The following is a 22,882-nucleotide window of genomic DNA, read 5'->3' as shown; positions in this document are numbered from 1 at the left end:
CACTTGATCTTGGCAGAGTGCAGTCGTTGGCCTCAGTCATCTAAGGAATCGTCATGAAAAGCTGGATATGGATGTTGATGTTGGCGATGTGCTTTGTGGGAGAAGCCGCGGCGCAGAAGAAGGGAGTCACGCTTGTTTGTCGCTCTGACGATCCGTTCGTCTTCTGTACGCAGGGCTGTAAAGACGAAGACAAGAATTGGATACCGGTAGATCCGATTAGCGCGACCTGGGTTGCCGTACCTGGATATTGCCTGTTCCCCAGTCCGTCACCTTGCTGTGCCGGCCCAGTGTGCCTCCAGGCCTGGACGCCGACTGCCATCACTGCGCTTGCGCAATATCAGAGCATTTGTCCGCAAGCAAAGAAGCAAGGAAAGTGGACAGGTCAGAAGCGACCCGAGAATGTTCCATTCGCTCATTAATTGTGCGGTGGCTTATCAGTGAGACCTTCTCGCCAGCGCGCAGATCACTCTCTTTCTATTCCGAATGAAGCTGTATTGCCTTAACTGGCTGCAACTCCGAATAGCGCTATTCATTAAATCGGCGCGGCCTTCAGGGCCGCGCCTTAGTTTTAGCACTTGAACCGCGCAGAATAATCAGTTCGGCAAACCCTGCTGAGCTTACTTCTGCTGCGCTGGAACAAACTGCGTCTCCACCGCCTTGGCGAGCTGGTCCGGCGGCAGCAGGCCCTGGTCGAGCAGGAAGTTGTTGAAGGCCAGGCGGTCGAACTTCTTGCCTAGGACCAGCTCGGTGCGCATGCGCAGTTCGAGGATGCGGGTGTAGCCGTAGAAGTAGCTGCCGGCCTGGCCGGGCGCGCGGACGGTGTAGCGGTCCAGTTCCTGGCGGGTCATCGCTGGCGAGAGGCCGACGTCGTCTTCGAGCACCTGGCGTGCGCGTTCGCGGTCGATCAGGCCGAGGTTGAGCATCGGGTCGAGCATCGCGCGGGCGGCGCGCAGCAGGCGGAACTGCAGGGCGATCAGCTGACCGTCGAGCGGTTCGTACGGGACCATTTCGGCTTCGGCATACAGCGCCCAGCCTTCGACGTTGACCGAGTTGAACGCAAATAGGCTGCGCGCCAGCGACACGCCGCGTTCGACCATGGCGGTGAACTGCAGCTCGTGTCCGGGGCGGCCTTCGTGCGCGCTGAGCGTCCAGGCGGCCGAGCCGAAGTTGAAGTCGTCGTACTGTTCCTTCTTGGCTCCATCGGCGGTCGGGTTGCCCAGCGGCAGCACGAACTGGCCCTGCTGGCCGGTATTGCCGATCAGCGGTGCCGGCAAGAAGTGCGGCGCCGGTTGCGCAGCACTTTCGGCCGCACTGCCCAGGCGCATCTGCATCGGGCGGTTGGGCACATCGACGATGCGCTGCTGACGGATGATCGGGTCGATCTGGTCGATCACGCTGCGGTAGTGGGTTTCCAGCTGGTCGTCGGCGATCTTGTTGCCCTTGAGCGCACGGATCACCTGCACATAATCGCTGCCCTGCACGCCCTTGGCCTTGGCCACCAGCGGCGCCAGCTGACGCATCGCCGAGCGGGTTTCCATGAATTCCAGCTGCGCGCGCTGGATCAGCTGCTGCGGGGCGATATCGATGCCGACCTGCTTGAGCTGGAAGGCATACAGCGGTTCGGGCAGGCGGGTGTCCTTGCGCGCCTTCGGCAGTACCGTGGTACGGGTCCAGTTGGCGTAATCCTTCAACTGGGTGGACATCGCCTTGAGCGCTTCGTCGCCGCCGGCGATCTTGTACTTGGCGAACAACTCGCCGATGCCGGCGACGTAGGTATCCACATTCGCCAGCGCCTGCTCAACTTCGCGCCGGGTGGGCTGCAGCAAGGCGGTGTTGCCAAGCTGTTCTTCGTAGCGCTGGCGGGCCAGCGTGGTGGTCGGCGTGCTGCCCGGCACTAGGCCGACGTAGCGCTTGAGGCGGTCCAGCGCCTTGGCGCGGCGCTCGGGCACGGTCTGGTCGGACAGCAATCCATTGAGGCCGCTGAAGACCAGCTGTGGGGCGTCGTTCCACGGCAGCAGATAGCGCTCGTTGAGTTCGCTGCCTGCGATGTTCTGCTCGGCCGCAGCGATCATGATCTGCAGGTCCTGGCGCACATTGACGTCGCGCTCGGTGGCCAGCTTGGCCTGCAACGCAGCGCGCGCCTTGCTCATCGCATCGCGGTAGCGCGCGGTGTTGTTTGGCCCCAGGTCGATGACCTGGTCGTCGTAGCCGGGCACGCCGAAGAAACTGGCGTATTCGGGCTGGAACGGCGCCTGCGCGTTCAGCAGGATCTGTGCGTAGCCGTTGCTGGTCTGCACCCAGGCCGGCGTGACGGGCTGGGCCTGCGCGGTTTCACCGGGCTGTGCCTGCAATGGCAGCGAAGCACCGAGCGCCAGCGCAACGGCGAGAACGAGTGGTTTCATGGGGCGGATCCGCAAGTTGAGTAGCGCGACCCTACCCATCCGCAGCGGTGGCGGCAATGCGTCTTAGGTCATGGCCCGCGGGGTTGCGGCGGCGCTTGCGGGTCAGCTACCAGGTTGATTGGATCGGCCTGTCCGCTGGCGAATGTCAGCGTTTGGTAGCGCCATTGCCCGTGCCTGCGGGTGGCGTCCACCTGCAGGCTTCCCTCGCCGCGCGGCCCGTGCAGGTCCACGCTGAAGCGGGCATCTCCTGCCTGACCGGTGTAGCGGATGCTGCCACTGGGCAGGAACGCGTCCTCGACCGGTGTCCCCAGCGCCCGGGTCACGCGCGCATCGGCACGCGCGATGCGAAGCGCATCGCGGTACACATCGCTGGACTTCAGCGTTGCGGCAACCACCGAGAGCAACCCGCCAATCGCCAAGGCCAGCAGCAGGAACAGCGCCACGCCGATGCCGGGGACGATCCACTTCCAGTGCCGGCTCCAGACGTTGGGCGATTGCAGCGTGCGGGGCGATGCAGCGGGAATCGGCGGCGGCGATGACATGGCAACGTCCTTGTAGACCAGCGGTTGGCGCACGACTGCAGGTGGGGCAAGCGACGAACAACGCCACCGCGCGACCAACGCCGCCGGATGTCGCCGGATGTCGCCGATGCTAGGCATCGGCGGCCACTTTACCATTGCTGTTCGCGCGCCCCTGGCACCCGGTTGTCGGCCGCTCAGGGCGTCAGACAGCGCTGGATGAAGGCCTCTGCGGTCTTGTAACGATGCAAGGCAGTGCTGCCGGACAAGCCGTGCTTGGCGCCGGGATAGGTCATCAATTCGAAGGCGGTGCCGCGCGCCTGCAACGCGCTCATCAGCGCGGTGGAGTTGGTGAACAGCACGTTGTCGTCGGCCATGCCGTGGATCAGCAGCAGCTTGGCGCGCATGCCATCCAGATGAGTGGCAATGCGTGCGGCGCGATAGCCGTCGGCATTGCCGGCCGGCAGGTCCATGTAACGCTCGGTGTAATGGGTGTCGTACAGCCCCCAGTCGGTAACCGGTGCGCCGGCCACACCGCAGGCATAGGCCTCGCTGTGCCTGGCCAGCAGCATCAGCGTCATGTAGCCGCCGTTGGACCAGCCCTGCACGCCGATGCGCGTGGGATCGACCCAGCGCTGCGCCTTGAGCCAGGCCACGCCTTGCAGCTGGTCGTCCACTTCCACCGTGCCCTGCCTGCCGTACAACGCGCCACCGAAGGCGCGGCCACGCCGCGGCGTGCCGCGGTTGTCCAGCGAGAACACCACATAACCGCGCTGGGCAAGGTACTGATCGAACAGCGCATCGCCACGGCTCGGCCAGGCATCGAGCACGGTCTGCGCGGCGGGGCCGCCATACACGTACACCACCACCGGATAGCGCTTGGCCGGGTCGAAGTTGTCCGGTTTGATCAGCCGATACTGCAGCGACGTGGTGCCGTCGGCAGCAGTGAGCGTGCCGAATTCCACCGGGCGCTGCGCATCGCGGTATCTGGCGTAAGGATGTTGCGGATCGGCCAGGTCGTTATTAAGCAATGTGGCGATCTTTTCGCCATTGGCATGGAACAGCTCGATCTGCGGCGGCGTGGCGGTGTTGGACCAGGTATCGACATACACGCTGGCATTGCCGGCGAAACTGGCGGCGTGCGTGCCGTGGGTTGTCGAACGTTGTTCGATCGCACCGCCGGCCAGCGGCACGGCGTAGAGGTGGGCCTGGGTCGGCGATTCCTTGCTGGCGGAAAAATACACCGTGCCGGCCTGCTCATCGACGGCGAGCAGTGCATCGACCACCCAGGCGCCGGAGGTCAGCGGCGTGAGCGTGCGGCCATCTTCCGATGCCACGTACAGATGCTCGTAGCCGCTGCGCTCGGAGGTCCAGATGAAGCGACCGTCCTTGAGAAAACGTAGATCGTTGTGGAGCGGCACCCAGGTCGGCGAGGTCTCGGTGATCAGCACGCGTTGCTTGCCGCTGGCCAGCGTGGTTTCGATCAACTCGAGGGTTTTCTGGTCGCGCGACTGGCGCTGGAAGGTCAGCCGCTGCGCATCGCGCCAATCCACCCGTGCCAGATAGATATCGGGGTTATTGCCCAGCTCGATCCAGCGCGGCGCGGCATTGGCGCGCGGTGCGATCACACCCAGTCGCACGGCCACGTTGGGTTGGCCGGCCTGCGGATAGCGCTGGCTGATGACCTCGGTATGGTCGGCATAGACTTCCGGGCGCTTTTGCACCGGCACGCCGGATTCGTCGATACGCGCGAAGGCGATCGCCGAGTCGTCCGGCGCCCACCAGTAGCCGGTGTGGCGATCCATTTCCTCGTCGGCGACGAACTCGGCCACGCCGTTGCCGATGGTCTCGCTGCCGTCGCTGGTGAGCTGCAATTGGTTGCCGCTGGCCAGATCGATCACCCACAGGTTGCGCTGCCGCACGAAGCTGACGAAACCGCCCCTGGGCGAGAGCTTGGCGTCGGTGGCGAAGCCTTCACCGTGGGTGAGCTTGCGCACTGCCGCCGCACCGGTCTTGCGCAGGTCGTACAGATACAGCTCGCCACCGAGCGGGAACAACAATGCATGTGCATCCGGCGCCCATTGGTAATCGACGATGCCGGCGAAGGCAGCGATGCGTTGGCGCTCGCGGCGGGCCTTTTCGACATCGCTGAGCGTTTCGGTACCGGGCAGGACGATTTTGGAATCGACCAGCAGGCGGGTCTGGCCGCTGGCGATGTCGTACTCCCACAGATCCAGTTGATTGCGGTCGCTGTCCTTGCCGCGCAGGAAACTCACCCGCGAGCCGTCAGGGGCGACCTTGGGTTTCATCAACGTCGGGCCGGACAACGGCAACGGGCCGGTGATGGCGTCGAGGGTGAGTTTTTCGGAGTGGGCGGTGGCGGTCGTGCTGAGCATGAGGGCAAGGGCGGCGAGCAGGGCGCGCATCGAAGATCCTGTCGTGAGATAACGCACAGGATGCGGGCGCGTGGGGTGTTTGAGAAGCGCGGCGGCTGATGGCGCGCGTGGAGGTCCTGCCATTTTGTGCACGCGGCGCTAAAGCGCGCGGACCGCACCCTCACCCCAACCCCTCTCCCGGCGGGAGCGGGGCTCAGGCGCCGTGTTGAATTGCTGTACGTGCGCTTTTTTTGCTACTGCACCCTCAGCGCTTGCCGAACAGATGCTTGCGCTCTTCCTCGCTCAGCGGCTTGCCGGCGTTGGGGTTGACCTGCTCCTTCAGCGCATACGCACGTTGCGTTGCCGGGCGCGCGGCGATGGCGTCATGCCAGCGCTTCAGATGCGGGAACTCGGCGTAATCGGGGCGGAGGTCGCCATAGACCTCGATCCAGGGATAGCTGGCCATGTCGGCGATGCCGTACTCCGGGCCGGCCAGGAACGCGTGCTCGGCCAGGCGCTTGTCGAGCACGCCATGCAGGCGACGCACCTCGGCGTTGTAGCGTTCGATCGCGTAGGGAATCTTTTCCGGCGCATAGACGCTGAAGTGGCCCATCTGGCCGCTCATCGGCCCCAGCCCGCCCATCTGCCAGAACAGCCATTCCAGCGCGGCAATGCGGCCGCGCGCGTCGCGCGGCAAGAAGCGGCCGGTCTTCTCGGCCAGATACAGCAGGATGGCGCCGGATTCGAACACGCTCTGCGCGGGGCCGCCGTCGGACGGTGCGTGGTCGACGATCGCCGGCATCTTGTTGTTGGGCGAAATCTGCAGGAAGGCCGGCTCGAACTGCTCGCCCTTGCCGATGTTGACCGGCTTGAGCGTGTACTCCAGCCCGGCTTCTTCCAGGAACAAGGTGACCTTGTGGCCATTGGGGGTGGGCCAGTAGTACAGGTCGATCATCGTGCGCTCCAGTTCGGCAGGGGATGGCACGCGGCCGCGCGCCTTGACGGCCGATAGTACGACCAAGCCAGCTACCTGCGCGCGCCTGCCGTAGCGCTGATTGGAACGATGTGTGACGCGATTGGCTCGTGGCCGATGCTGCAGTGCAAGTTGACTTGGTTAAGGCTGCGCTCACAAATGCTCGATTGTTTCATCGACCTTCGCCTGTCCCGCCTGGGGCCGGCTTATCTTCATTTGGGGAAGGAATCATCGTGAGAGAGCCACGCACCCTGCCGCGCACGCGGCGTCTGACGTCTGCCCTGCTGTTTGCCCTGTCGACGCCACTGGCCGCGCAGACCGCGCCGGCACCGCAGTCCGCATCCACCGTCCCCGGCGCTGGCCAGGCCGATCCTGCCACGCTCGATGCGGTGCAGGTCACCGGCATCCGTGGCAGCCTGACCTCGTCGATGAACGTCAAGCGCGATGCGCAAGGCATCGTCGACGGCATCGTGGCCGAGGACATCGGCAAGTTCCCCGATACCAACCTGGCCGAATCGCTGCAACGCATCAGCGGCGTGTCGATCGACCGTTCGCTGGGCGAAGGCTCGCGCGTCACCGTGCGCGGCGTCGGGCCGGACTTCAACCTGGTGCTGTTGAACGGCCGGCAGATGCCGGGCGCCAGCATCGAGGAATCCAACGCCTCCAACTCACGCGCGTTCGACTTCGCCAACCTCGCATCGGAGTCGATCTCCGGCATCGAAGTGTTCAAGACCAGCCGCGCCAGCACGCCCACCGGCGGCATCGGTGCGACCATCAACATCAAGACGGCCCGGCCGCTGGACAACCCGGGCCTGCATGCCAACGTCGGCCTCAAGGGCGTGCACGACAGTTCCAACGAGAATCTGCCCGGACGCCTGCAGGGCGATTCGCTGACACCGGAAATCTCCGGCATCTTCAGCAACACCTCGGCCGACGGACGCTTCGGCGTGTCGCTGAGCGGTAGCTACCAGGAACGCGACTTCGGCTACAGCCAAGTCGGCGTGCCCAACGGCTGGCGTTCGTTCCGCGGCGATTCCACCGCCTACGGCACCATCCCGCAGCCAGGTACGCCGGGCTCGGAGAACATCGTCAACCGCCCCGGCCCGAACGATATCTATTCGGTGCCGCAGAACCTCAACTACCGCGTGGTCGGCGTGGAGCGCCAACGTACCAACGGCCAGTTGACGCTGCAGTACAAGCCGCTGGACAACGTCACCACGACGCTGGATTACACCTATTCGGAAAACAAGATCCAGCAGCAGCGCAACGAGATGTCGGTGTGGTTCAACTATGGGCCGTCGGCCAGCGCCTGGACCAATGGCCCGGTCGCCGGGCCGGTGACCTATTCGGAAATCGTCAATCCGGCCACCAGCGATCTGGCCACCGCCGGCTCCAATGCGGCCACGCGCAACCAGAACAAGTCGCTGGGTTTCAACGTGGATTGGGCGGTCAACGATCAGTTCAAGCTCAACTTCGACATCCACCGCTCCACCGCCGAAGCCGGCGCGGATAGCCCGTACGGCTCGAGCAACTCGCTGGGCGTGTCCGGTTTTTACCGCGGCACCTCGGTGGTGGATTTCAGCAAGGATTTCCCGGTGTTGCAGCAGCAGCTGGGCTTTGGCCTGACCGGGCTGGATCCGTCACGCACGCTGGTCACCGGCTCGGCGTTCCGCAACAGCTACATGAAGTCGGAGATCGACCAGGCCCAGGTCAACGGCGACTTCACCTTCGAAAACTATTCGCAGTTGAAGTTCGGCATCGGCAGCACCGAGGTCAAGAACCGCTCGGCGTTCTCCAACGTGCAGCGCGACACCTGGGGCGGTGCCGGCACCGCGGCCGATTATCCGGACGATCTGTGGATCCCCAGTTCGTTTGCGCAGTACTTCGATGCGATCGACGGCAGCGGCAATCCGGCGCAGTTCAACCAGCTGTTCCTGTTCGACTTCGAACGTGCTCGCCAGGCTGCCGCGCAGGTGGCCGGCGACGAGGCGCTGTACCGTACCTCGCCGGTATTCACCACCGACCGCCGCGTGACCGAAAAATCCAAGAACGCCTACCTGCAGTGGAACAACAGCTGGGACGATCTGCGCGTGCCGATCAGCCTGGCCGCCGGTGTGCGCTACGAAGAAACCAAGGTGGACGCGCAGGCGCTGGTGCCGGTGGCAGTGGGCATCGACTGGGTCGCCAACAACGAGTTGCCGATCCGCCTGGCCGACTCTGCGTTCGCCAGCGGCAGCGGCAAGTACGAGTACTGGCTGCCCAGCCTGGACCTGAGCTTCAAGCTCACCGAGGATCTGGTGCTGCGCGGCAGCTACGGTGAAACCATCGGCCGGCCCGGCTGGGGCGATATCCAGGGCGGGCAGACGCTCAACCAGATCGCGCGCCTGGAGGGCGGCACCGGCCAGGAAGGCAACCCCGGCCTGAAGCCGCTGCTCTCGCACAATATCGACCTGTCGCTGGAGTGGTACTACAGCGATGCCAGCTACGCTTCGGTGGGCTTCTTCCGCAAGAACATCGACAACTACATCGGCGTGACCACGCGCAACGATGCCTCGCTGGGATTGAACACGCCGGTGGGTGGTGCGTACTGGAACGAAGCGCTGGGCAACGGCTGCGCTTCGGCCGACCTGACCTGCATCCGCAACTACATCTTCCGCAACCGCGGCGGTGCGCCCGGTGTGGTGCGCGGGCAGGACGATTCCAACGGCAACGCCACCGGTGTGATCAGCGGGCAGCCGGGCGATCCGGTAGCCAACTTCGCCATCACCGCGCCGGCCAACCAGCGCTCGGCCTCGCTGGACGGTTGGGAGTTCAACCTGCAGCACATGTTCGGCGCCAGCGGCTTCGGCGTGTCGGCCAACTACACCATGGTCGACTCCGGTCTGACGTACGACAACTATGTGATCGGCGAGCAGTTCGCGCTGGAAGGGCTGAGCGATTCGGCCAACGTGGTCGGCTTCTACGACAGGGACAAGTGGCAGGTGCGTGCGGCCTACAACTGGCGCGACGAATTCCTGGCCGCGCGCTTCGATGGCAGCGGCCAGCCCAATCCGGTCTATACCGAAGCCTATGGCCAGCTGGATCTGAGCATCGGCTACCAGTGGACCGAAAACCTGTCGCTGAGCCTGGAGGCGATCAACCTCACCGACGAGGTGCAGCGTCAGCACGGCCGGCACCCGAACCAGATCATCTACGCCACCCAGACCGGCCCGCGCTACATGCTGGGTGTACGCTACAAGTTCTGGTGATGCCACTGCTTCACCAAGCGTCCCGGCAGCGCGCCTGCCGGGACGCTTGCATGGCCTTCCGACGTGCCGACCGGAGTTGTTGCATCCGGCACTTGCCACGCGAAGGGTCACTGTCCAAACATGGGCCACGCGCCCCGCGTGATGTGGCTTCCCCATGACCAATGCCGTGTTGTTGAACAATCTCGATCACTGCGATCTGCGCGTGATCACCGCGCACGGCGCCGCCTTCGGCGATGACGTGATGTCGGCCGCGACCTTTCCGCAGGAATTTCGCCAACTGCAGGCGCAATACCCGATCGTGTTCCATCGCAGCGGCGAGCGCAGTTTTCGGCCGCTGGCGTTGCTGGGATTGCGCCTGGGCGAAAACCTGTTCCTGGACGGCGCACGCTGGGATGCGCCGTACGTGCCGCTGGCGATCCAGCGGCAACCGTTTTCGATCGGCGAGCAAGCGGACGGGCCGATGGTGCACGTGGATCTGGACAGCCCGCGCATCAGCCGCAGCGAAGGGGAAGTGCTGTTCCGCGAACACGGCGGCACCAGCGAGTTTCTCGACCACATCAGCCAGGTGTTGCGCACCTTGCACGATGGCCTGGCGGCGAGCGAGGCCTTCGTCGCACGCTTGCTTGGCTACGATTTGCTCGAACCGTTCGTGTTCGAGGCCACGCTGCAGAACGGCCTGGAATGCCGTCTTAGCGGGCTCTACGCCGTGCACGAAGAGCGCCTGCGCGCACTCGACGATGCGGCCTTGCTCGATTTGCACCGGCATGGCGATCTGGAACCGCTGTACATGGCGGTGGCCTCGATCGCGCAGTTCCGCCATCTGCTCGACCGCATGCAGCGCCGTCATGCTGGCTGAGCCGCGCGCCATCGAAGAACGGCACGGGCTGGACCCACAGCAGCTGGACCCGGCCGTGCTGCGCTCCACCACGCCCCTGGTGTTGCGCGGGCTGGTGCGCGACTGGCCACTGGCGCAGGCCGGCGCGACCTCTGCGCAGGCGGCGGTCGCCTACCTGCGCGGTTTCGATCGCGGCGAGGCAGTGGTGGCGCAGGTCGGCCCGCCGGACATCGGCGGGCGCTTCTTCTACAACGCGGACATGAGCGGCTTCAATTTCCGCCCCGAACGCGTGCCGCTGAGCGTGGTGCTGGAGACCCTGCTGCGCGATCTGCACAACCCGCAACCCCCGGCGATCTATGTCGGGTCCACCACGCTGGACACCTACCTGCCCGGCCTGCGCGCGCACAACCCGATCGCCCTGCCGCAGGCGCAGCCGCTGGCCAGTATCTGGATCGGCAACCGCACCCGCATCGCCGCCCACCAGGACCTACCCGACAACCTGGCCTGCGTGGTTGCCGGGCGCCGCCGCTTCACCCTGTTTCCGCCGCAGCAACTGGCCAATCTGTATATCGGCCCGCTCGATCTCACCCCTGCGGGGCAGCCGGTCAGCCTGGTCGATATCGCCGCGCCGGACCTGCAGCGCTTTCCACGCTTTGCGCAGGCGCTGGAACACGCGCTGGTGGCCGAGCTGGAACCGGGCGATGCGCTGTTGATTCCCAGCATGTGGTGGCATCACGTCGAAGCGCTGATGCCGTTCAACGTATTGGTGAATTTCTGGTGGCGGCAGAGCCCGGCCTACATGGATTCGCCGATGAACGCGCTGATGCTGGCGCTGCTCACCCTTCGCGACCTGCCCGCCGAACAGCGCGCCATCTGGCAGGACGTGTTCGACCATTACGTGTTCGATGCCGACGCGGACACCGCCGCACACATGCCGGAGTCCGCGCGCGGCGTACTGGCGCCGATGGACGAGGCCCGTGCCCGCAGCCTGCGCGCGCGGTTGCTGCAACGCCTGAATCGCTGAGGATCTAACCCCATGACCGACACCGCCCCTTCCGACCCACAACAGCGCCCGGTACGCCGCGTCGTCATCGCCGGTGGCGGCACCGCCGGCTGGATGGCCGCCGCCGCGTTATCCAAAGTGCTGGGCCGGCACCTGCAGATCGTGCTGGTGGAATCGGACGAGATCGGCACGGTGGGCGTGGGCGAAGCCACCATCCCCAGCCTGGTCACCTTCCACCGCCTGCTGGAGATCGACGAGGCCGCGTTCATGGCCGCCACGCAGGCCACCATCAAGCTGGGCATCGGCTTCGAACACTGGCGCGACGTGGACCGGCACTACATCCACTCCTTCGGCCACACCGGCACCGATCACTGGAGCGCGGGCTTTCAGCATTTCTGGTTGAAGGGCCGGCAGCGTGGCGTGGCGCGCGACTTCGGCGACTACTGCCTGGAACTGCGCGCCGCGCAGGAAGGCCGCTTTGCGCATCTGCCCAATGGCGGCATGAACTACGCCTATCACCTGGATGCCGGCCTGTACGCGCGCTTCCTGCGCCGCTTCAGCGAAGGCTTCGGCGTGCAGCGTATCGAAGGCCGCATCGGCAACGTGGAGACCGACCCGCACAGCGGCTATCTCACCGCGTTGACGCTGGACAACGGCACGCGGGTGGAAGGCGACCTGTTCCTGGATTGCACCGGCTTTGCCGGCCTGCTGATCGGCAAGACGCTGGGCGTGGGCACGGACGATTGGTCGCAGTGGCTGTTCGCCGACAGCGCGCTGGCGGTGCAGACCGAGTCGGTCGGCGCGCCGGTGCCCTACACCCGCTCGCGCGCCGATCGGGCGGGCTGGATGTGGCGCATTCCGCTGCAGCACCGGGTCGGCAACGGCATCGTGTACTCCAGCCGCTACATGGACCAGGACAGCGCCGCACAGGTGCTGCAGCGCAATCTCAGCGGCCGCGCACTGACCCAGCCGCGCGCACTGCGCTTCACGCCCAATCAGCGGCATCGGGTGTGGGAAAAGAACTGCGTGGCGCTGGGGCTGGCCAGCGGCTTCCTGGAGCCGTTGGAATCGACCAACATCCATCTGATCCAGCGCGGCATCATCCGGCTGATGCAGACCTTCCCGCAGGTCATCAACGATGTCGACATTGCCGAATACAACCGCCAGGCCGCCGCCGAAATCACCCATATCCGCGATTTCGTGATCCTGCATTACCACGCCACTGACCGCCGCGACACGCCGTTCTGGCGCGATTGCGCGGCGATGGACATCCCCGACACGCTGCGTCATCGGGTGGAGTTGTTCCGCCAGAGCGGGCGGGTGTTCCACCAGGCCAACGAGCTGTTTGCGGAAAATTCCTGGGTGCAGGTGATGCTGGGCCAGGGCATCACGCCGAAACAGCATCACCCGGTGGCCGACCTGATGGGCGATGCCGAGCTCCGTCATTTCCTGGAGAGCATCCGCACGCGGGTCGATGCCGCACTGGCACGCCTGCCTGCGCATGCGGACTTTCTGCGCCGCTACTGCCCTGCGCCGCCGCTGCCCGAGCCGGCCACAGGGCTGCCGGCCGATGCGGCGCTGGCTACCGGGGCGGAATGAATTTCGCGCGCGGAAGGCGCCTGCCTTGGCTTAGACCACCCCAGCAATGCTAGATTGCCGCTTTGCCGTCCATTGCGGGAACAATGGCCGGCTTCGCCGCAGCATCTTTCGCAATCGGGGTAAGGGGGACGCATGTTGGATCTGACACAGGGCCGTATGGCACGCCGGATCGCGCCGGTCATTTTGTTGGTCGGCCTGGCCGCCTGCTCCAAGCAGGACGACAAGGCCGCCACCACCGCGCCTGCCACCGGCGCCACGCCTGCGGCACCGGCCACCGCGCCGACGCCGGCCACGGCGGTGTCGCCGCAGGTGCAATCGATGGCCGCCGACCAGTTGCGCGCATCGGCCACCAAGGCCTTGCAGGACAACCGCATGTACGCCCCGGCCGGCGACAACGCGGTGGAGTACTACCTGGCCTTGCGTGAAAAGCAGCCGCAGGACGCCACCGTCAACAGCGCGCTGACCGATCTGCTGCCGTACACGCTGATCGCCGCCGAACAGGGCATCAGCCGCGAAGAATTCCCCGAGGCGCAGCGCCTGATCGCGCTGATCGAAAAGGTCGACCCCAAGGCACCGGCACTGCCGCGCCTGAAGAGCGGCCTTGAAAACGGCATGAAGACCGCCGCCAGCCGCTCCGAACAGGATGCCGAGCAGGCCAAGAAGCTGGTCGAGGACAAGGCCAAGCAGGCCGCCGAGCAGAAGCGTCTGGCCGAGCAGCAGACCCGCGAGGCGGCCGCTGCGCAGCAGATCGCCGCGCAACAGGAAACCGCCCGCCAGCAGAGCGCAGAGGCCGAACGCCAGGCCGCCACGCGCCGTCAGGCCGAGGCCCCGGCACCCACTCCAGCCGCCCCGCGCCCGGCACCGGCGGCCGCCGCAGCTGCACCGGCCGCGCAGTCGCTGCGCCCGATCAGCACCCCGGCACCGCGTTACCCACCGGAAGCGCTGCGCGCCGGCACTTCCGGCGAAGTGCTGGTGGAGATCACCGTCGGCACCGACGGCTCGATCACCGCCTCACGTGTGCTGCGCGCCACCCCGCCACGCGTGTTCGACCGCGAAGCGCTCAATGCGGTCAAACGCTGGCGCTTCGAGCCGGTGGCCGCACCGGTGACCACGCGGCGCACGCTGTCGTTCAACCCGGGCGGTTGAGTGGGGCGTTGGGCGATCGAGTCGTTCTGCATGCGGCTGAGTGAGTCCGTTGGTTGATCGCTTGGTTGCTTGATTGCTTCATTGTTTGGTTGCTTGGTCGTTGATCGCTTGATTGGTCGATCGTTTGTTGATTGCTGGCTGATGGCTGATGGCTGATGGCTGATGGCTGCCGATGATCGATGCACTGCACTCCCGGCGAATGTCGGGCACCAAACAAAAAGCCCGCAGCGATGCGGGCTTTTTGTTCGCTGGTGATCCGTCCCCTCATCCGCCCTTCGGGCACCGCCTCCCGAAGGGAGAAGGGACACTAGGCACCTCTCATTCCGAGAAGGAACTGTAAGCCCCTCTCCTGCGGGAGAGGGGTTGGGGTGAGGGTACGGCGACAGAGTGGACGTCACGCACTGCGCAGACAACGACGTTCAATCAACATCAGCATCAGCATCAGCATCAGTAATCGCGCATTCGTACAGGCGGGCGATCCGCGCCCTCATCCGGCGCTACGCGCCGGCTTCTCCCGGTGGGAGAAGATGCATCAACCGGAAATTGCCAACCGTTCCTGGTGGTAGCGACGCACCGCCGCGTACCACAGCACCGCGGCCACACCGAAGCCCGCCAGCAGGTACACCGCCCAGGTCTGCGCAGTGATCTGCTCATGGCGGATCACCTTGAGCAGCATCTGGTTCTGCGCCAGAAACGGCACCGCGAAGTGCCATAGCTGCGTCTTCAACGGATACGCCATCAGTGCATAGCCCGGCAGCATCGGCAGCAGCAACAGCCAGGTCATATGCGCCTGCGCTTCCTTCATGCTCTTGGCGGCGGCGGCCAGATAGGTCAGCAACGACGTGCCGATGAACAGCATCGGCACCAGGATGAACAGCATCTGCAGCATCGGCACGAAGCCGACGTTGAGCTGGCGGCCCAGGGTCGAGGTGGACAGCTGCGCACTCAACTTGAAGGCCAGCAGGGTCAGCAACAGCGACACCATGCCGACCACGCAGGCGGCGGCGATCTTGCCGCTGACGATCGCACTGCGCGGCGCCGGGGTGGCCAGCAAAGGTTCCAGCGACTGGCGTTCGCGCTCGCCGGCAGTGGCATCCAGGATCAGCGAGGCGCCGCCCAGGAACGAGGTGATCACCAGCAGCACCGGCAGCAGCATCGCCATCATCTGCCCGCGCTTGGCGTCGGCGGTGGCCAGATCCTGCGCGGCGATTTCCAGCGGCCTGCCCACCTGCGCATCGATGCCGCGCGCCAGCAGGCGCAGTGCACCGACCTGCTGGCTATAGCTGCCGAGCGCGGCCTGCAGGCGCAGGCTCGGCACGTCGGCCTCGCGCCGCGTGCTGTCCTTGATGACCTCCACCAGGGCCGGGCGCCCGGCGCGCCAATCGTCGGCATAGCTGTCGCTGATGCGCAGTGCCACATCCACATCCTGATTGCGGATCGCGGCGGTCAGATCGGCCGGCGCATCGACCGCATTGAGCCCCTGCGCGGCCAGGAACCGCACCAGATTGGGCGCGTTCTCGCGGCCGAGCATGGGGATCTCCAACGGCTTGTCGATCTGCGTACGCACGCGGCTTTCGCTCAGTGCGCCCATGCCCAGGATCAGGACCGGATACAGCAATGGCGACAGCAGCAAGGCCAGTGCGAGCGTACGGCGATCGCGGCCGATGTCGCGCAATTCCTTGCGCAGCACCGTCCATAATGTGGACAACAACGATGTGGTGCTCATGCGTGCAGTCCCTCGTCCGAGCCGATCGCCTTGACGAAGGCGTCTTCCAGGTTGCTTTCACCGGTGCTGGCGCGCAGTTCGTCGGCGCTGCCGCAGGCCACCACCGTGCCCTTGGCGACGATGACGATGCGATCGCACAGCGCCGCCACCTCCTGCATGATGTGGCTGGAAAAGATCACGCAGCGCCCTTCGGCCCGCAGCTGCTGCAGAAAGCCGCGCATGGCGCGCGTGGTCATCACATCCAGCCCGTTGGTGGGCTCGTCGAGGATGACGTTGCGCGGGTCGTGCACCAGCGCGCGCGCAATCGCGGTCTTGGTGCGCTGGCCCTGGCTGAAGCCTTCGGTCTGACGGTCGAGAATGTCGTCCATGTCCAGCGCCGCCGACAGCAGGCGCGTGCGCTCGGCGATCCGCGCCCGCGACAGGCCATGCAGCTCGCCGAAATAGGCGATGTTTTCGCGCGCGGTCAGCCGCTTGTAGACCCCGCGCGCATCCGGCAACACGCCCAGCGCGCGCCGCACCGTCACCGGGTCGCGGGCGGCATCCACGCCATCCACCGTGACGCTGCCCTGGTCGGGCGACATCAGCGTGTAGAGCATGCGCAAGGTGGTGGTCTTGCCGGCGCCGTTGGGGCCGAGCAGGCCAGTGATCTGGCCGTCGGCAGCACTGAAACTGACCCCATCGACCGCCTTCACCAGCCCGGTCTTGGTCTTGAACGACTTGTGCAACTTGTCGACGACGATCATGCGTGCGCCTCCGTGGCGTGGTCGGTGCGGCTCATGGTTCCCATCCGTTGAACGAGGTAAACGCGGGCACGTTGTTGAGGGTGGCCACGCACTGCGCATCCAGTGCCTTGGCATTGGCGGTCTGCAGGAACTGGCCCAACACCTTGGGCATGCAGCCCAATCGGAACACCCCGTGGCCCTGCCCTGGCGCCACCAGGTGACGGCCGTTGGGCAGGCCCTGCAGCACACGCTCGGCATAGCGCGGCGGCGTCACCGGATCCAGCTCGCCCGACAGCAACAGCACCGGCAGGTTGGATCTGAACGGTGCGGCGTCGGCAGCCGGGGCCGGCTTGGTCGGCCAGGCCTTGCAGGGTGCGAAGAACATCTGCGCCACTTCCGCCCCCAGCAAGGTGTCGTCCTTGCCGGCTGGCGGCGTGTAGCGGCCGGCGTCTTCGCTGCACAACACCGACCATTGCATCGGGCGGTTCATCTGGTCGGACATGTCCGATGCGCTCATCTGCGCCAGTGCCATCAGCGAGGCATAACGCCCTGCCGCCGCTTCGTCCAGCACCAGCGGCAACAACGAGGCGGTTTCCGGCGCATACGAAAACCCGAACGCCAGGCCGACCACGGTATCGGCCGTCACCTGCTCGTGGTGCAGTTCACCGGTGCGCGGGTCGCGGTAATCCACCGCAACCGGCGCCTGACGCAGACGCTCCACCACCTGCCGCAGCTGTGTGCGCGTGTCCACCGGAAAGCGTTTGGCGCATGCCGCTTCCTTGCGGCATTGCGTGGCCTGCAACGCGATCGCATCTTCGAACGTCCGCGCGAACTCGCCGCCGATCACCAGATCGTTTGGCGCCACGCCATCGATCACCAGCGTGCGTGTGTGTTGCCGATAGCGCGCCGCATACTGCTGTGCGACCCGGGTACCGTAGGAGCCGCCAACCAGATTGAGCGTCTGCACGCCCAGCGCGGCGCGCACCGCATCCAGGTCGCCAATGGCTTCACTGGTGGTGTAATAACGCGGATCGGCATCGTTGCGCAGCCCTTGTGCACACTGGCGTGCGTAGTCGGTCAACTGCTCGGCGGTGGCAGCGCTACTGTTTTCCAGTACGAGCGGCTTGCCGGCGGCATCGCGGCACGCAAGCGGATGCGAACCGCCGGTGCCGCGCTGGTCGACCAGGAAGATGTCGCGCTGCTTGCGGACTTCATGCAGCCCCATCTCCACGATCGCGGCGACCTGTGTGGCCGATTGCCCCGGCCCACCGGCAATGAAGAACACCGGATCCGGCGTGCTGCCGGCGCCGGCATCGCTTTCCAGCCAGGCGATCTTCAAGTCGATGCTGCGTCCGGTCGGCGCGGCCGGGTTTTCCGGCACGCGCAAGCTGGCGCATTGCGCTTCGATATTGCCGGCCGCGCTGCCGGAACTCAGCGTGCACGGTGCGAACTGCAGCGTGCCGTAGCGATTGCCCGCGGCAGTGCCGGTCTGCGGCTTCGCTGCACGCGGCTGCGCGCTGCCGGGCGCCGCGTCAGCCTTGGCCGCAGGAGCTGCGTTTTCAGCCGGTTTGTCCGCGCGCTGACATCCGGTTGCCAGCAATGCGATCAGCAGCGCCGCCACCAGTGTGGGTTGCTTCACCATGTTCACCATCTCTCCCGATAGACCCTATTCCCTGACGCCGCATCCGGTCGGGTGTGACCGGTGCGACGACTGCCCGTCTTCGTAAAGAAAGACGTGCTCGATCGATTCCCCGAACAGACGCGCGATGCGAAATGCCAACGGCAGACTGGGATCGTACTTGCCGGTTTCCAGCGCATTGATGGTCTGCCGCGATACGCCCAGGCGTTCGCCCAACTCGCCTTGCGACCAGCCGCTGGCCTCGCGCAATTCGCGCACCCGGCTATTCATTCGAACCTTCGGGCATTGACGCTTTTGGTGACGCCATAGATGGCGCACAACATCGGAAACACCCAAAGCATCGCCACCGTCGCGGGGATGTCGATCAACTGGGCGGCCTGCAGGAATCCGCCGGTCATGTACGCGCCGCTGACCAGGCCGGCGGCAATGGCGATCGACTCCAGTTCGATGCGCCGCTGCATCTCGTCCGAATCGCGTACGTAGCGCGCCACCGCGCGGATCACCAGGGCGACCAGCACGGCCGGCAACAGGGCGATCAGCACGCGCGTCCAGCTCGAATCCACATGCGCAAGCAAATATCTCCAGAACAGCATCACCACCACATACAACCCCATCGGCACGCCGAATTCGCGATGATAGCGCCGCGCCAGTGCCGGCCGCGTGCTGTCGCGCAGGCTGCCGCGCGACAGCCAGAGCAGCAGCGCCAGCAACAGGCAGGACACGCCCACGCCCGCACAGAGCCCGGCAAGGTGGGCACTCAGCGGCAGCAGCCGCCAATGGCCGAGCGCACCCACGGCGAGCAGGCCGGCTCCCAGACAGAGCGCCAGTAGCGCATTGCGTCTGCAGCGGGTCATGCGCGGTGCCTCGCGTGCGCCGATGTACGCACTGGCAGGCCGCTGTCCCCCATCCGGGTATCGCTGCGCAGCGTCCGCTGCGACGACCATGCCGGTATGCAATTCCATTGCCGATGCTGCTGACGCATTCCTTTCGCCTGTCAAGTCAACTTGACAGGCACGATGCACCTGGCACGGCCGTATGTCAAGCACCCTTTACACATTCGACCGCATGCGGTCCCTACCCATCGCCACGCGACGATGGCAGCAGGAAGACCAAGCACGCCGGTCCGCAGCACCGGGCCGGAGCTGGGCCACGCTCTGCGATCGAACATTGGCGGAAGCGGTGATGCGTCTGAAGATCTGGTTGGCAATTGCACTGAGCGGCTGCATGACGACCTCTGCCGTGGCACAGCAGGCAGCACCTGCGCCTCGCACGATCCAACTGGATCTGGCCACCGCCGGCGAACCAGTCGACCGTTTCTACGATCTGTCGATCGGCTCGGACTTTCCCGGCACCTTGATCCGCAGCGACAGCCAGGCGCAGCTGGTTCCGGCGGTACAGGAGCTGGGGTTTCGCTATATCCGCTTCCATGATGTGTTCCATGACGTGCTCGGCACGGTGAAAGACGTCGACGGCACGCTCTTCTAGGATTGGACCAAGCTGGATCGGCTCTACGATGCGCTGCTGGCCAAGCGCATCCGTCCGTTCGTCGAGTTGGGCTTTACGCCCGGCGCGATGAAGACCTCCGAGCAGACGCTCTTCTACTGGAAGGGCAACACTTCGCATCCGGACCCGGCCAAGTGGACGCAGCTGATTGATGCGTACGTGCGCCACATCCGTGCACGCTATGGCGCCGACGAGGTGCGGCAGTGGTACTTCGAGGTATGGAACGTGCCCAACCTCAAGGACTTCTGGGAGAACGCCGACCAGCAGGCCTACTTCGACCTGTATGCGAACACCGCACGCACGATCAAGGCGATCGATCCGCAACTGCGCGTCGGCGGCCCGTCCACCGCCGGTGCGGACTGGGCGCCGGAACTGCTGGCCTTCGTTGCCAAGAACAAACTACCGATCGACTTCGTCACCACGCATACCTATGGCGTGGAGGGCGGCTTTCTCGATGAAGACGGCAAACAGGACGTCAAGCTGTCGGCATTGCCGGATGCCATCGTCGGCGATGTGCGCCGCGTGCGTGCGCAGATCCAGGCCTCGCCGTTTCGGATCTGCCGCTGTATTTCACCGAGTGGGGCAGCAGCTATACGCCGCGCGATTTCGTCCATGACAGCTGCATCAACGCGCCCTACATCCTGACCAAGCTCAAGCAGGTGCAAGGCCTTGTGCAGGGCATGAGTTACTGGACCTACACCGATCTGTTCGAAGAACCCGGCTTCCATGGCGGCTTCGGGCTGGTGAATCGCGAGGGTATCCACAAGCCGGCGTGGTTTGCCTACAAGTATCTGAACGCGCTCAAGGGCCACAATGTTCCGCTGCGCGATGCGCATGCGTTTGCGGCGGTGGATGGCCAGCGCATCGCCGCACTGGTCTGGGATTGGCAGCAGGCGGTGAGCAATACCCCGTCCTATACCAAACAGGTGCCGAACACAGACAGCCCAGCGCTGGTGTTCCGCCTGGCGCACGTGCCGGCCGGCAACTATCGGCTGCAGGTGCGCAAGACCGGCTACCGGCGCAACGATCCGCTGTCGCTGTACATCGACATGGGCATGCCCAAGGACCTGGCGCCGCGGCAGCTGGCGCAGTTGCAGCAGGCCACGCGCGACACGCCCGAACAGGACCGGCGCGTGCACGTCGGCGCCGATGGCGTGGTGGAGATCCGCGTGCCGATGCGCAGCAACGATGTGGTGCTGATGACGCTGGAGCCGTCGGTGCGCTGAGCGCCCAGCACGCCATCGCGCCTGCAATCAGGCGAGGCGTTGAGGGTGGATTCCGTGCGCGCAGCCATGCGCGCAGTTCGGCGCGACGTCCCGACCGTGCATCGTTCGCGAAATCGGGTGCGTCATGCGTGCGTTGCGGCACGTCGCGCGCATCGCCGCAGGACACTGCAGGCACACACCCCAAGGTCCAACGCATGCTTGCAGTCGCTCAGTCCGCGCAGCGCACAAGGTAAAAAGCGAATCGGCGTGATCGCATTGACCCGATGTGCAGGACTTGAAGCGGCAAAAAAAGACGTAGCGCGCAGTGACCAGTGGGTGCAGACAGCGCGTAGGAACCGCAGTGCACGAGTGGCACACGCCGGTTCCGGGCGTCGGCCGCGCCTATCTGACAGTGAGCGCAGTCGTTTTGATGACAGCCCTTACTTGAGATAGGTCTTGAGAATGGCGGTGATGTCGTCTACCGCCAGTTCGCGCTCACCCAGCGCCTCCGGTGCCGCGACATGGTGCTTCAAGTGCTCGCTGAGCAGCTCGACCATCAAGCCCTGCGCAGCGCCACGAAACGCCGCCACCTGCGTCAGCAACGCGGTGCAGTCCACGTCCTGCGCCAGGGCTTTCTCCAGCCCCTCCACTTGCCCACGGATCCTGCGCACGCGGGCGAGCAGTTTGGATTTTTCCTGATTCAGATGCGCCATTGCCGTATACCCCCTGGGGGTATCTGAGATACCATAGGGGGGTATCGTAGCCAGAGCCCCTTCCGATGTCGATCACGCACGCCGCGCCGCACTGCGCGCAGTCGCACACATTCGCCAGCGCCAATCCGCTTGCCGAGCGCAGCACTCGCAAGGCCGTCATCCTGACCGTAGTCATGATGGTGGTAGAGATCGTCGGCGGCTGGACGCTCAACTCCATGGCCCTGCTCGCCGATGGCTGGCATATGAGCTCGCACGCGCTGGCGCTGGGGCTGGCACTGTTCGCCTACCGCTTCGCGCGGCGCAATGCCAACGACCTGCGTTTCAGCTTCGGCACCTGGAAGGTCGAAGTGCTCGGGGGCTATACCAGCGCCATCCTGCTGTTGGGCGTGGCCGGCCTGATGGCGTTCCAGTCGCTGGAACGGCTGTTCTCGCCCAAGCCCATCCAGTACCAGGAAGCCACCGTCATTGCCGTCATCGGCCTGCTGGTCAACCTGATTTGCGCCTGGTGGTTACGCGACTCGCATGGCCATCACCACGGCCACGACCACGCGCATGACGGTCATGGTCATGGTCATGGTCATGGTCATCACCACGATGGGCATGCCGATCTCAACTTGCGTGCCGCGTATCTGCACGTGATGGCCGACGCGGCGACCTCGGTCCTGGCGATTGTCGCGCTGCTTGCCGGCATGTACTGGGGCGTGACCTGGCTGGATCCGATCATGGGCATGGTCGGCGCGGTGCTGGTCGCCGTGTGGGCGGGGGGGCTGCTGCGCAGTACCGGCCGCGTGCTGCTGGATGCGGAGATGGATGCGCCGGTGGTGGAAGAAGTGAAGCAGGTCATCGCCGAGCTGCCGCATGCCATCGACATCGGCGACCTGCATGTCTGGCGCGTGGGCAGCGATCGTTATGCCTGCGTCGTCAGTCTGGTCACGGCGGCCAACATCGATGCGGACCTGGTCCGCACTGCCTTGCAGATCCACGAAGAACTGGTGCACATCACCGTCGAATTGCAGCGCCCGCCAGCGGCGCGGGCTGCGGCCTGACGATTCGGCAGCGCGCTGCATTCGTCGCCCTGCAGTAGTCAGCGCGGAAGCGGTCAGCGAGAATGCCAGCCCGAACAGCAGTGGCTCCAGTTGCACCACGCCGGAGCACAGGATGCGACTGCAGCAGCGCACAGTGGGCGGGAGGGATGACCGGGACAGCATCGCGATGCTGTCGAGGGGCTTGAACGCGTCGGCGCCGGCGCACCGGCGCGATCGGCAATTGCCGAGC

The 22,882-nt window shown here is 65.4% G+C and carries 16 protein-coding genes, 1 other RNA gene and 1 pseudogene; 7 read left to right on the top strand and 11 right to left on the bottom strand.

The window, feature by feature from the left end; all coding sequences use genetic code 11:
* Positions 1-617: 617 nt before the first annotated feature.
* The 4 genes from FHT08_RS17840 to FHT08_RS17825 form a co-directional block, all read right to left on the bottom strand.
* A complete protein-coding gene (locus FHT08_RS17840) occupies positions 618-2,402 on the bottom strand; it encodes a DUF885 domain-containing protein (RefSeq protein ID WP_166776120.1) in 1,785 nt (594 codons plus the stop codon).
* 68 nt (positions 2,403-2,470) lie between these two features.
* Complete coding sequence (locus FHT08_RS17835; protein ID WP_104537926.1) at positions 2,471-2,944, bottom strand: cytochrome c oxidase assembly factor Coa1 family protein; 474 nt, start codon at positions 2,942-2,944, stop codon at positions 2,471-2,473.
* Between the two features lie 173 nt (positions 2,945-3,117).
* A complete protein-coding gene (locus FHT08_RS17830) occupies positions 3,118-5,346 on the bottom strand; it encodes a S9 family peptidase (protein WP_166776117.1) in 2,229 nt (742 codons plus the stop codon).
* A 214-nt stretch (positions 5,347-5,560) separates the two neighbouring features.
* Positions 5,561-6,250: a glutathione binding-like protein gene (locus FHT08_RS17825; RefSeq protein ID WP_104537925.1), complete on the bottom strand. Its 690-nt coding sequence runs from the start codon at positions 6,248-6,250 to the stop codon at positions 5,561-5,563.
* 251 nt (positions 6,251-6,501) lie between these two features.
* Between FHT08_RS17825 and FHT08_RS17820 the strand changes: the two genes are divergently transcribed.
* From FHT08_RS17820 to FHT08_RS17800, 5 genes are all read left to right on the top strand, one after another.
* The gene (locus FHT08_RS17820) at positions 6,502-9,516 is read left to right on the top strand and encodes a TonB-dependent receptor (RefSeq protein WP_104537670.1); all 3,015 of its coding nucleotides are present in this window, start codon (positions 6,502-6,504) and stop codon (positions 9,514-9,516) included.
* 154 nt (positions 9,517-9,670) lie between these two features.
* Positions 9,671-10,372, top strand: a complete 702-nt coding sequence (locus FHT08_RS17815; RefSeq protein ID WP_166776115.1) for a SapC family protein — start codon at positions 9,671-9,673, stop codon at positions 10,370-10,372.
* Positions 10,362-11,375 (top strand): cupin-like domain-containing protein, encoded by a 1,014-nt coding sequence (locus FHT08_RS17810; protein ID WP_166776113.1) that lies wholly within the window; start codon positions 10,362-10,364, stop codon positions 11,373-11,375. The genes FHT08_RS17815 and FHT08_RS17810 overlap by 11 nt, the downstream gene beginning before the upstream one ends.
* A gap of 12 nt (positions 11,376-11,387) precedes the next feature.
* Positions 11,388-12,953 carry a tryptophan halogenase family protein gene (locus tag FHT08_RS17805; RefSeq protein ID WP_166776111.1) on the top strand — a complete coding sequence of 522 codons (1,566 nt, stop codon included), beginning with the start codon at positions 11,388-11,390 and terminating at the stop codon, positions 12,951-12,953.
* Between the two features lie 132 nt (positions 12,954-13,085).
* Complete coding sequence (locus FHT08_RS17800; protein WP_104605842.1) at positions 13,086-14,099, top strand: energy transducer TonB; 1,014 nt, start codon at positions 13,086-13,088, stop codon at positions 14,097-14,099.
* A 532-nt stretch (positions 14,100-14,631) separates the two neighbouring features.
* Here FHT08_RS17800 and FHT08_RS17795 read toward each other — a convergent pair.
* The 5 genes from FHT08_RS17795 to FHT08_RS17775 are packed head-to-tail and all read right to left on the bottom strand — an operon-like array spanning position 14,632 to position 19,040.
* On the bottom strand, positions 14,632-15,825 hold the full coding sequence (locus FHT08_RS17795; protein WP_166776109.1) for an ABC transporter permease: 1,194 nt from the start codon (positions 15,823-15,825) through the stop codon (positions 14,632-14,634).
* Positions 15,822-16,568 carry an ATP-binding cassette domain-containing protein gene (locus FHT08_RS17790; RefSeq protein ID WP_104605844.1) on the bottom strand — a complete coding sequence of 249 codons (747 nt, stop codon included), beginning with the start codon at positions 16,566-16,568 and terminating at the stop codon, positions 15,822-15,824. Before FHT08_RS17790 ends, FHT08_RS17795 begins: the two co-directional genes overlap by 4 nt.
* A 31-nt stretch (positions 16,569-16,599) precedes the next feature.
* Positions 16,600-18,195, bottom strand: a complete 1,596-nt coding sequence (locus FHT08_RS17785; RefSeq protein WP_166776107.1) for an alpha/beta hydrolase — start codon at positions 18,193-18,195, stop codon at positions 16,600-16,602.
* Positions 18,196-18,213: 18 nt separating this feature from the next.
* Entirely contained in the window at positions 18,214-18,456 is a 243-nt protein-coding gene (locus FHT08_RS17780; RefSeq protein WP_166776105.1) for a helix-turn-helix transcriptional regulator, read from the bottom strand.
* On the bottom strand, positions 18,453-19,040 hold the full coding sequence (locus FHT08_RS17775; protein ID WP_166776103.1) for a hypothetical protein: 588 nt from the start codon (positions 19,038-19,040) through the stop codon (positions 18,453-18,455). The genes FHT08_RS17780 and FHT08_RS17775 overlap by 4 nt, the downstream gene beginning before the upstream one ends.
* A gap of 328 nt (positions 19,041-19,368) precedes the next feature.
* Between FHT08_RS17775 and FHT08_RS17770 the strand changes: the two are divergent.
* Positions 19,369-20,915: pseudogene (locus FHT08_RS17770) on the top strand (beta-xylosidase).
* 281 nt (positions 20,916-21,196) lie between these two features.
* Here FHT08_RS17770 and FHT08_RS17765 read toward each other — a convergent pair.
* Positions 21,197-21,272, bottom strand: a non-coding RNA gene (locus FHT08_RS17765) — sX9 sRNA.
* A gap of 62 nt (positions 21,273-21,334) precedes the next feature.
* A complete protein-coding gene (locus FHT08_RS17760; protein ID WP_039521109.1) occupies positions 21,335-21,607 on the bottom strand; it encodes a metal/formaldehyde-sensitive transcriptional repressor in 273 nt (90 codons plus the stop codon).
* A 65-nt stretch (positions 21,608-21,672) separates the two neighbouring features.
* Between FHT08_RS17760 and dmeF the strand changes: the two genes are divergently transcribed.
* On the top strand, positions 21,673-22,653 hold the full coding sequence (dmeF, locus tag FHT08_RS17755; RefSeq protein WP_166776101.1) for a CDF family Co(II)/Ni(II) efflux transporter DmeF: 981 nt from the start codon (positions 21,673-21,675) through the stop codon (positions 22,651-22,653).
* The last annotated feature ends 229 nt before the right edge of the window (positions 22,654-22,882 follow it).

Source organism: Xanthomonas sp. CFBP 8151, assembly GCF_011761885.1.
Classification (GTDB): Bacteria; Pseudomonadota; Gammaproteobacteria; order Xanthomonadales; family Xanthomonadaceae; genus Xanthomonas; species Xanthomonas arboricola_B.
Note: the sequence above shows the minus strand (reverse complement) of the source record. Positions and strands in the feature narration are given on the sequence as shown.

What these genes read in the sequence shown, in the direction of transcription:
- dmeF (WP_166776101.1), top strand. Translation starts at nt 21,673, where the DNA reads ATGTCGATCACGCACGCCGCGCCGCACTGCGCGCAGTCGCACACATTC.
- FHT08_RS17795 (WP_166776109.1), bottom strand. Translation starts at nt 15,825, where the DNA reads ATGAGCACCACATCGTTGTTGTCCACATTATGGACGGTGCTGCGCAAG.
- FHT08_RS17790 (WP_104605844.1), bottom strand. Translation starts at nt 16,568, where the DNA reads ATGATCGTCGTCGACAAGTTGCACAAGTCGTTCAAGACCAAGACCGGG.
- FHT08_RS17800 (WP_104605842.1), top strand. Translation starts at nt 13,086, where the DNA reads ATGTTGGATCTGACACAGGGCCGTATGGCACGCCGGATCGCGCCGGTC.
- FHT08_RS17825 (WP_104537925.1), bottom strand. Translation starts at nt 6,250, where the DNA reads ATGATCGACCTGTACTACTGGCCCACCCCCAATGGCCACAAGGTCACC.
- FHT08_RS17815 (WP_166776115.1), top strand. Translation starts at nt 9,671, where the DNA reads ATGACCAATGCCGTGTTGTTGAACAATCTCGATCACTGCGATCTGCGC.
- FHT08_RS17760 (WP_039521109.1), bottom strand. Translation starts at nt 21,607, where the DNA reads ATGGCGCATCTGAATCAGGAAAAATCCAAACTGCTCGCCCGCGTGCGC.
- FHT08_RS17780 (WP_166776105.1), bottom strand. Translation starts at nt 18,456, where the DNA reads ATGAATAGCCGGGTGCGCGAATTGCGCGAGGCCAGCGGCTGGTCGCAA.
- FHT08_RS17805 (WP_166776111.1), top strand. Translation starts at nt 11,388, where the DNA reads ATGACCGACACCGCCCCTTCCGACCCACAACAGCGCCCGGTACGCCGC.
- FHT08_RS17835 (WP_104537926.1), bottom strand. Translation starts at nt 2,944, where the DNA reads ATGTCATCGCCGCCGCCGATTCCCGCTGCATCGCCCCGCACGCTGCAA.
- FHT08_RS17775 (WP_166776103.1), bottom strand. Translation starts at nt 19,040, where the DNA reads ATGACCCGCTGCAGACGCAATGCGCTACTGGCGCTCTGTCTGGGAGCC.
- FHT08_RS17830 (WP_166776117.1), bottom strand. Translation starts at nt 5,346, where the DNA reads ATGCGCGCCCTGCTCGCCGCCCTTGCCCTCATGCTCAGCACGACCGCC.
- FHT08_RS17840 (WP_166776120.1), bottom strand. Translation starts at nt 2,402, where the DNA reads ATGAAACCACTCGTTCTCGCCGTTGCGCTGGCGCTCGGTGCTTCGCTG.
- FHT08_RS17810 (WP_166776113.1), top strand. Translation starts at nt 10,362, where the DNA reads ATGCTGGCTGAGCCGCGCGCCATCGAAGAACGGCACGGGCTGGACCCA.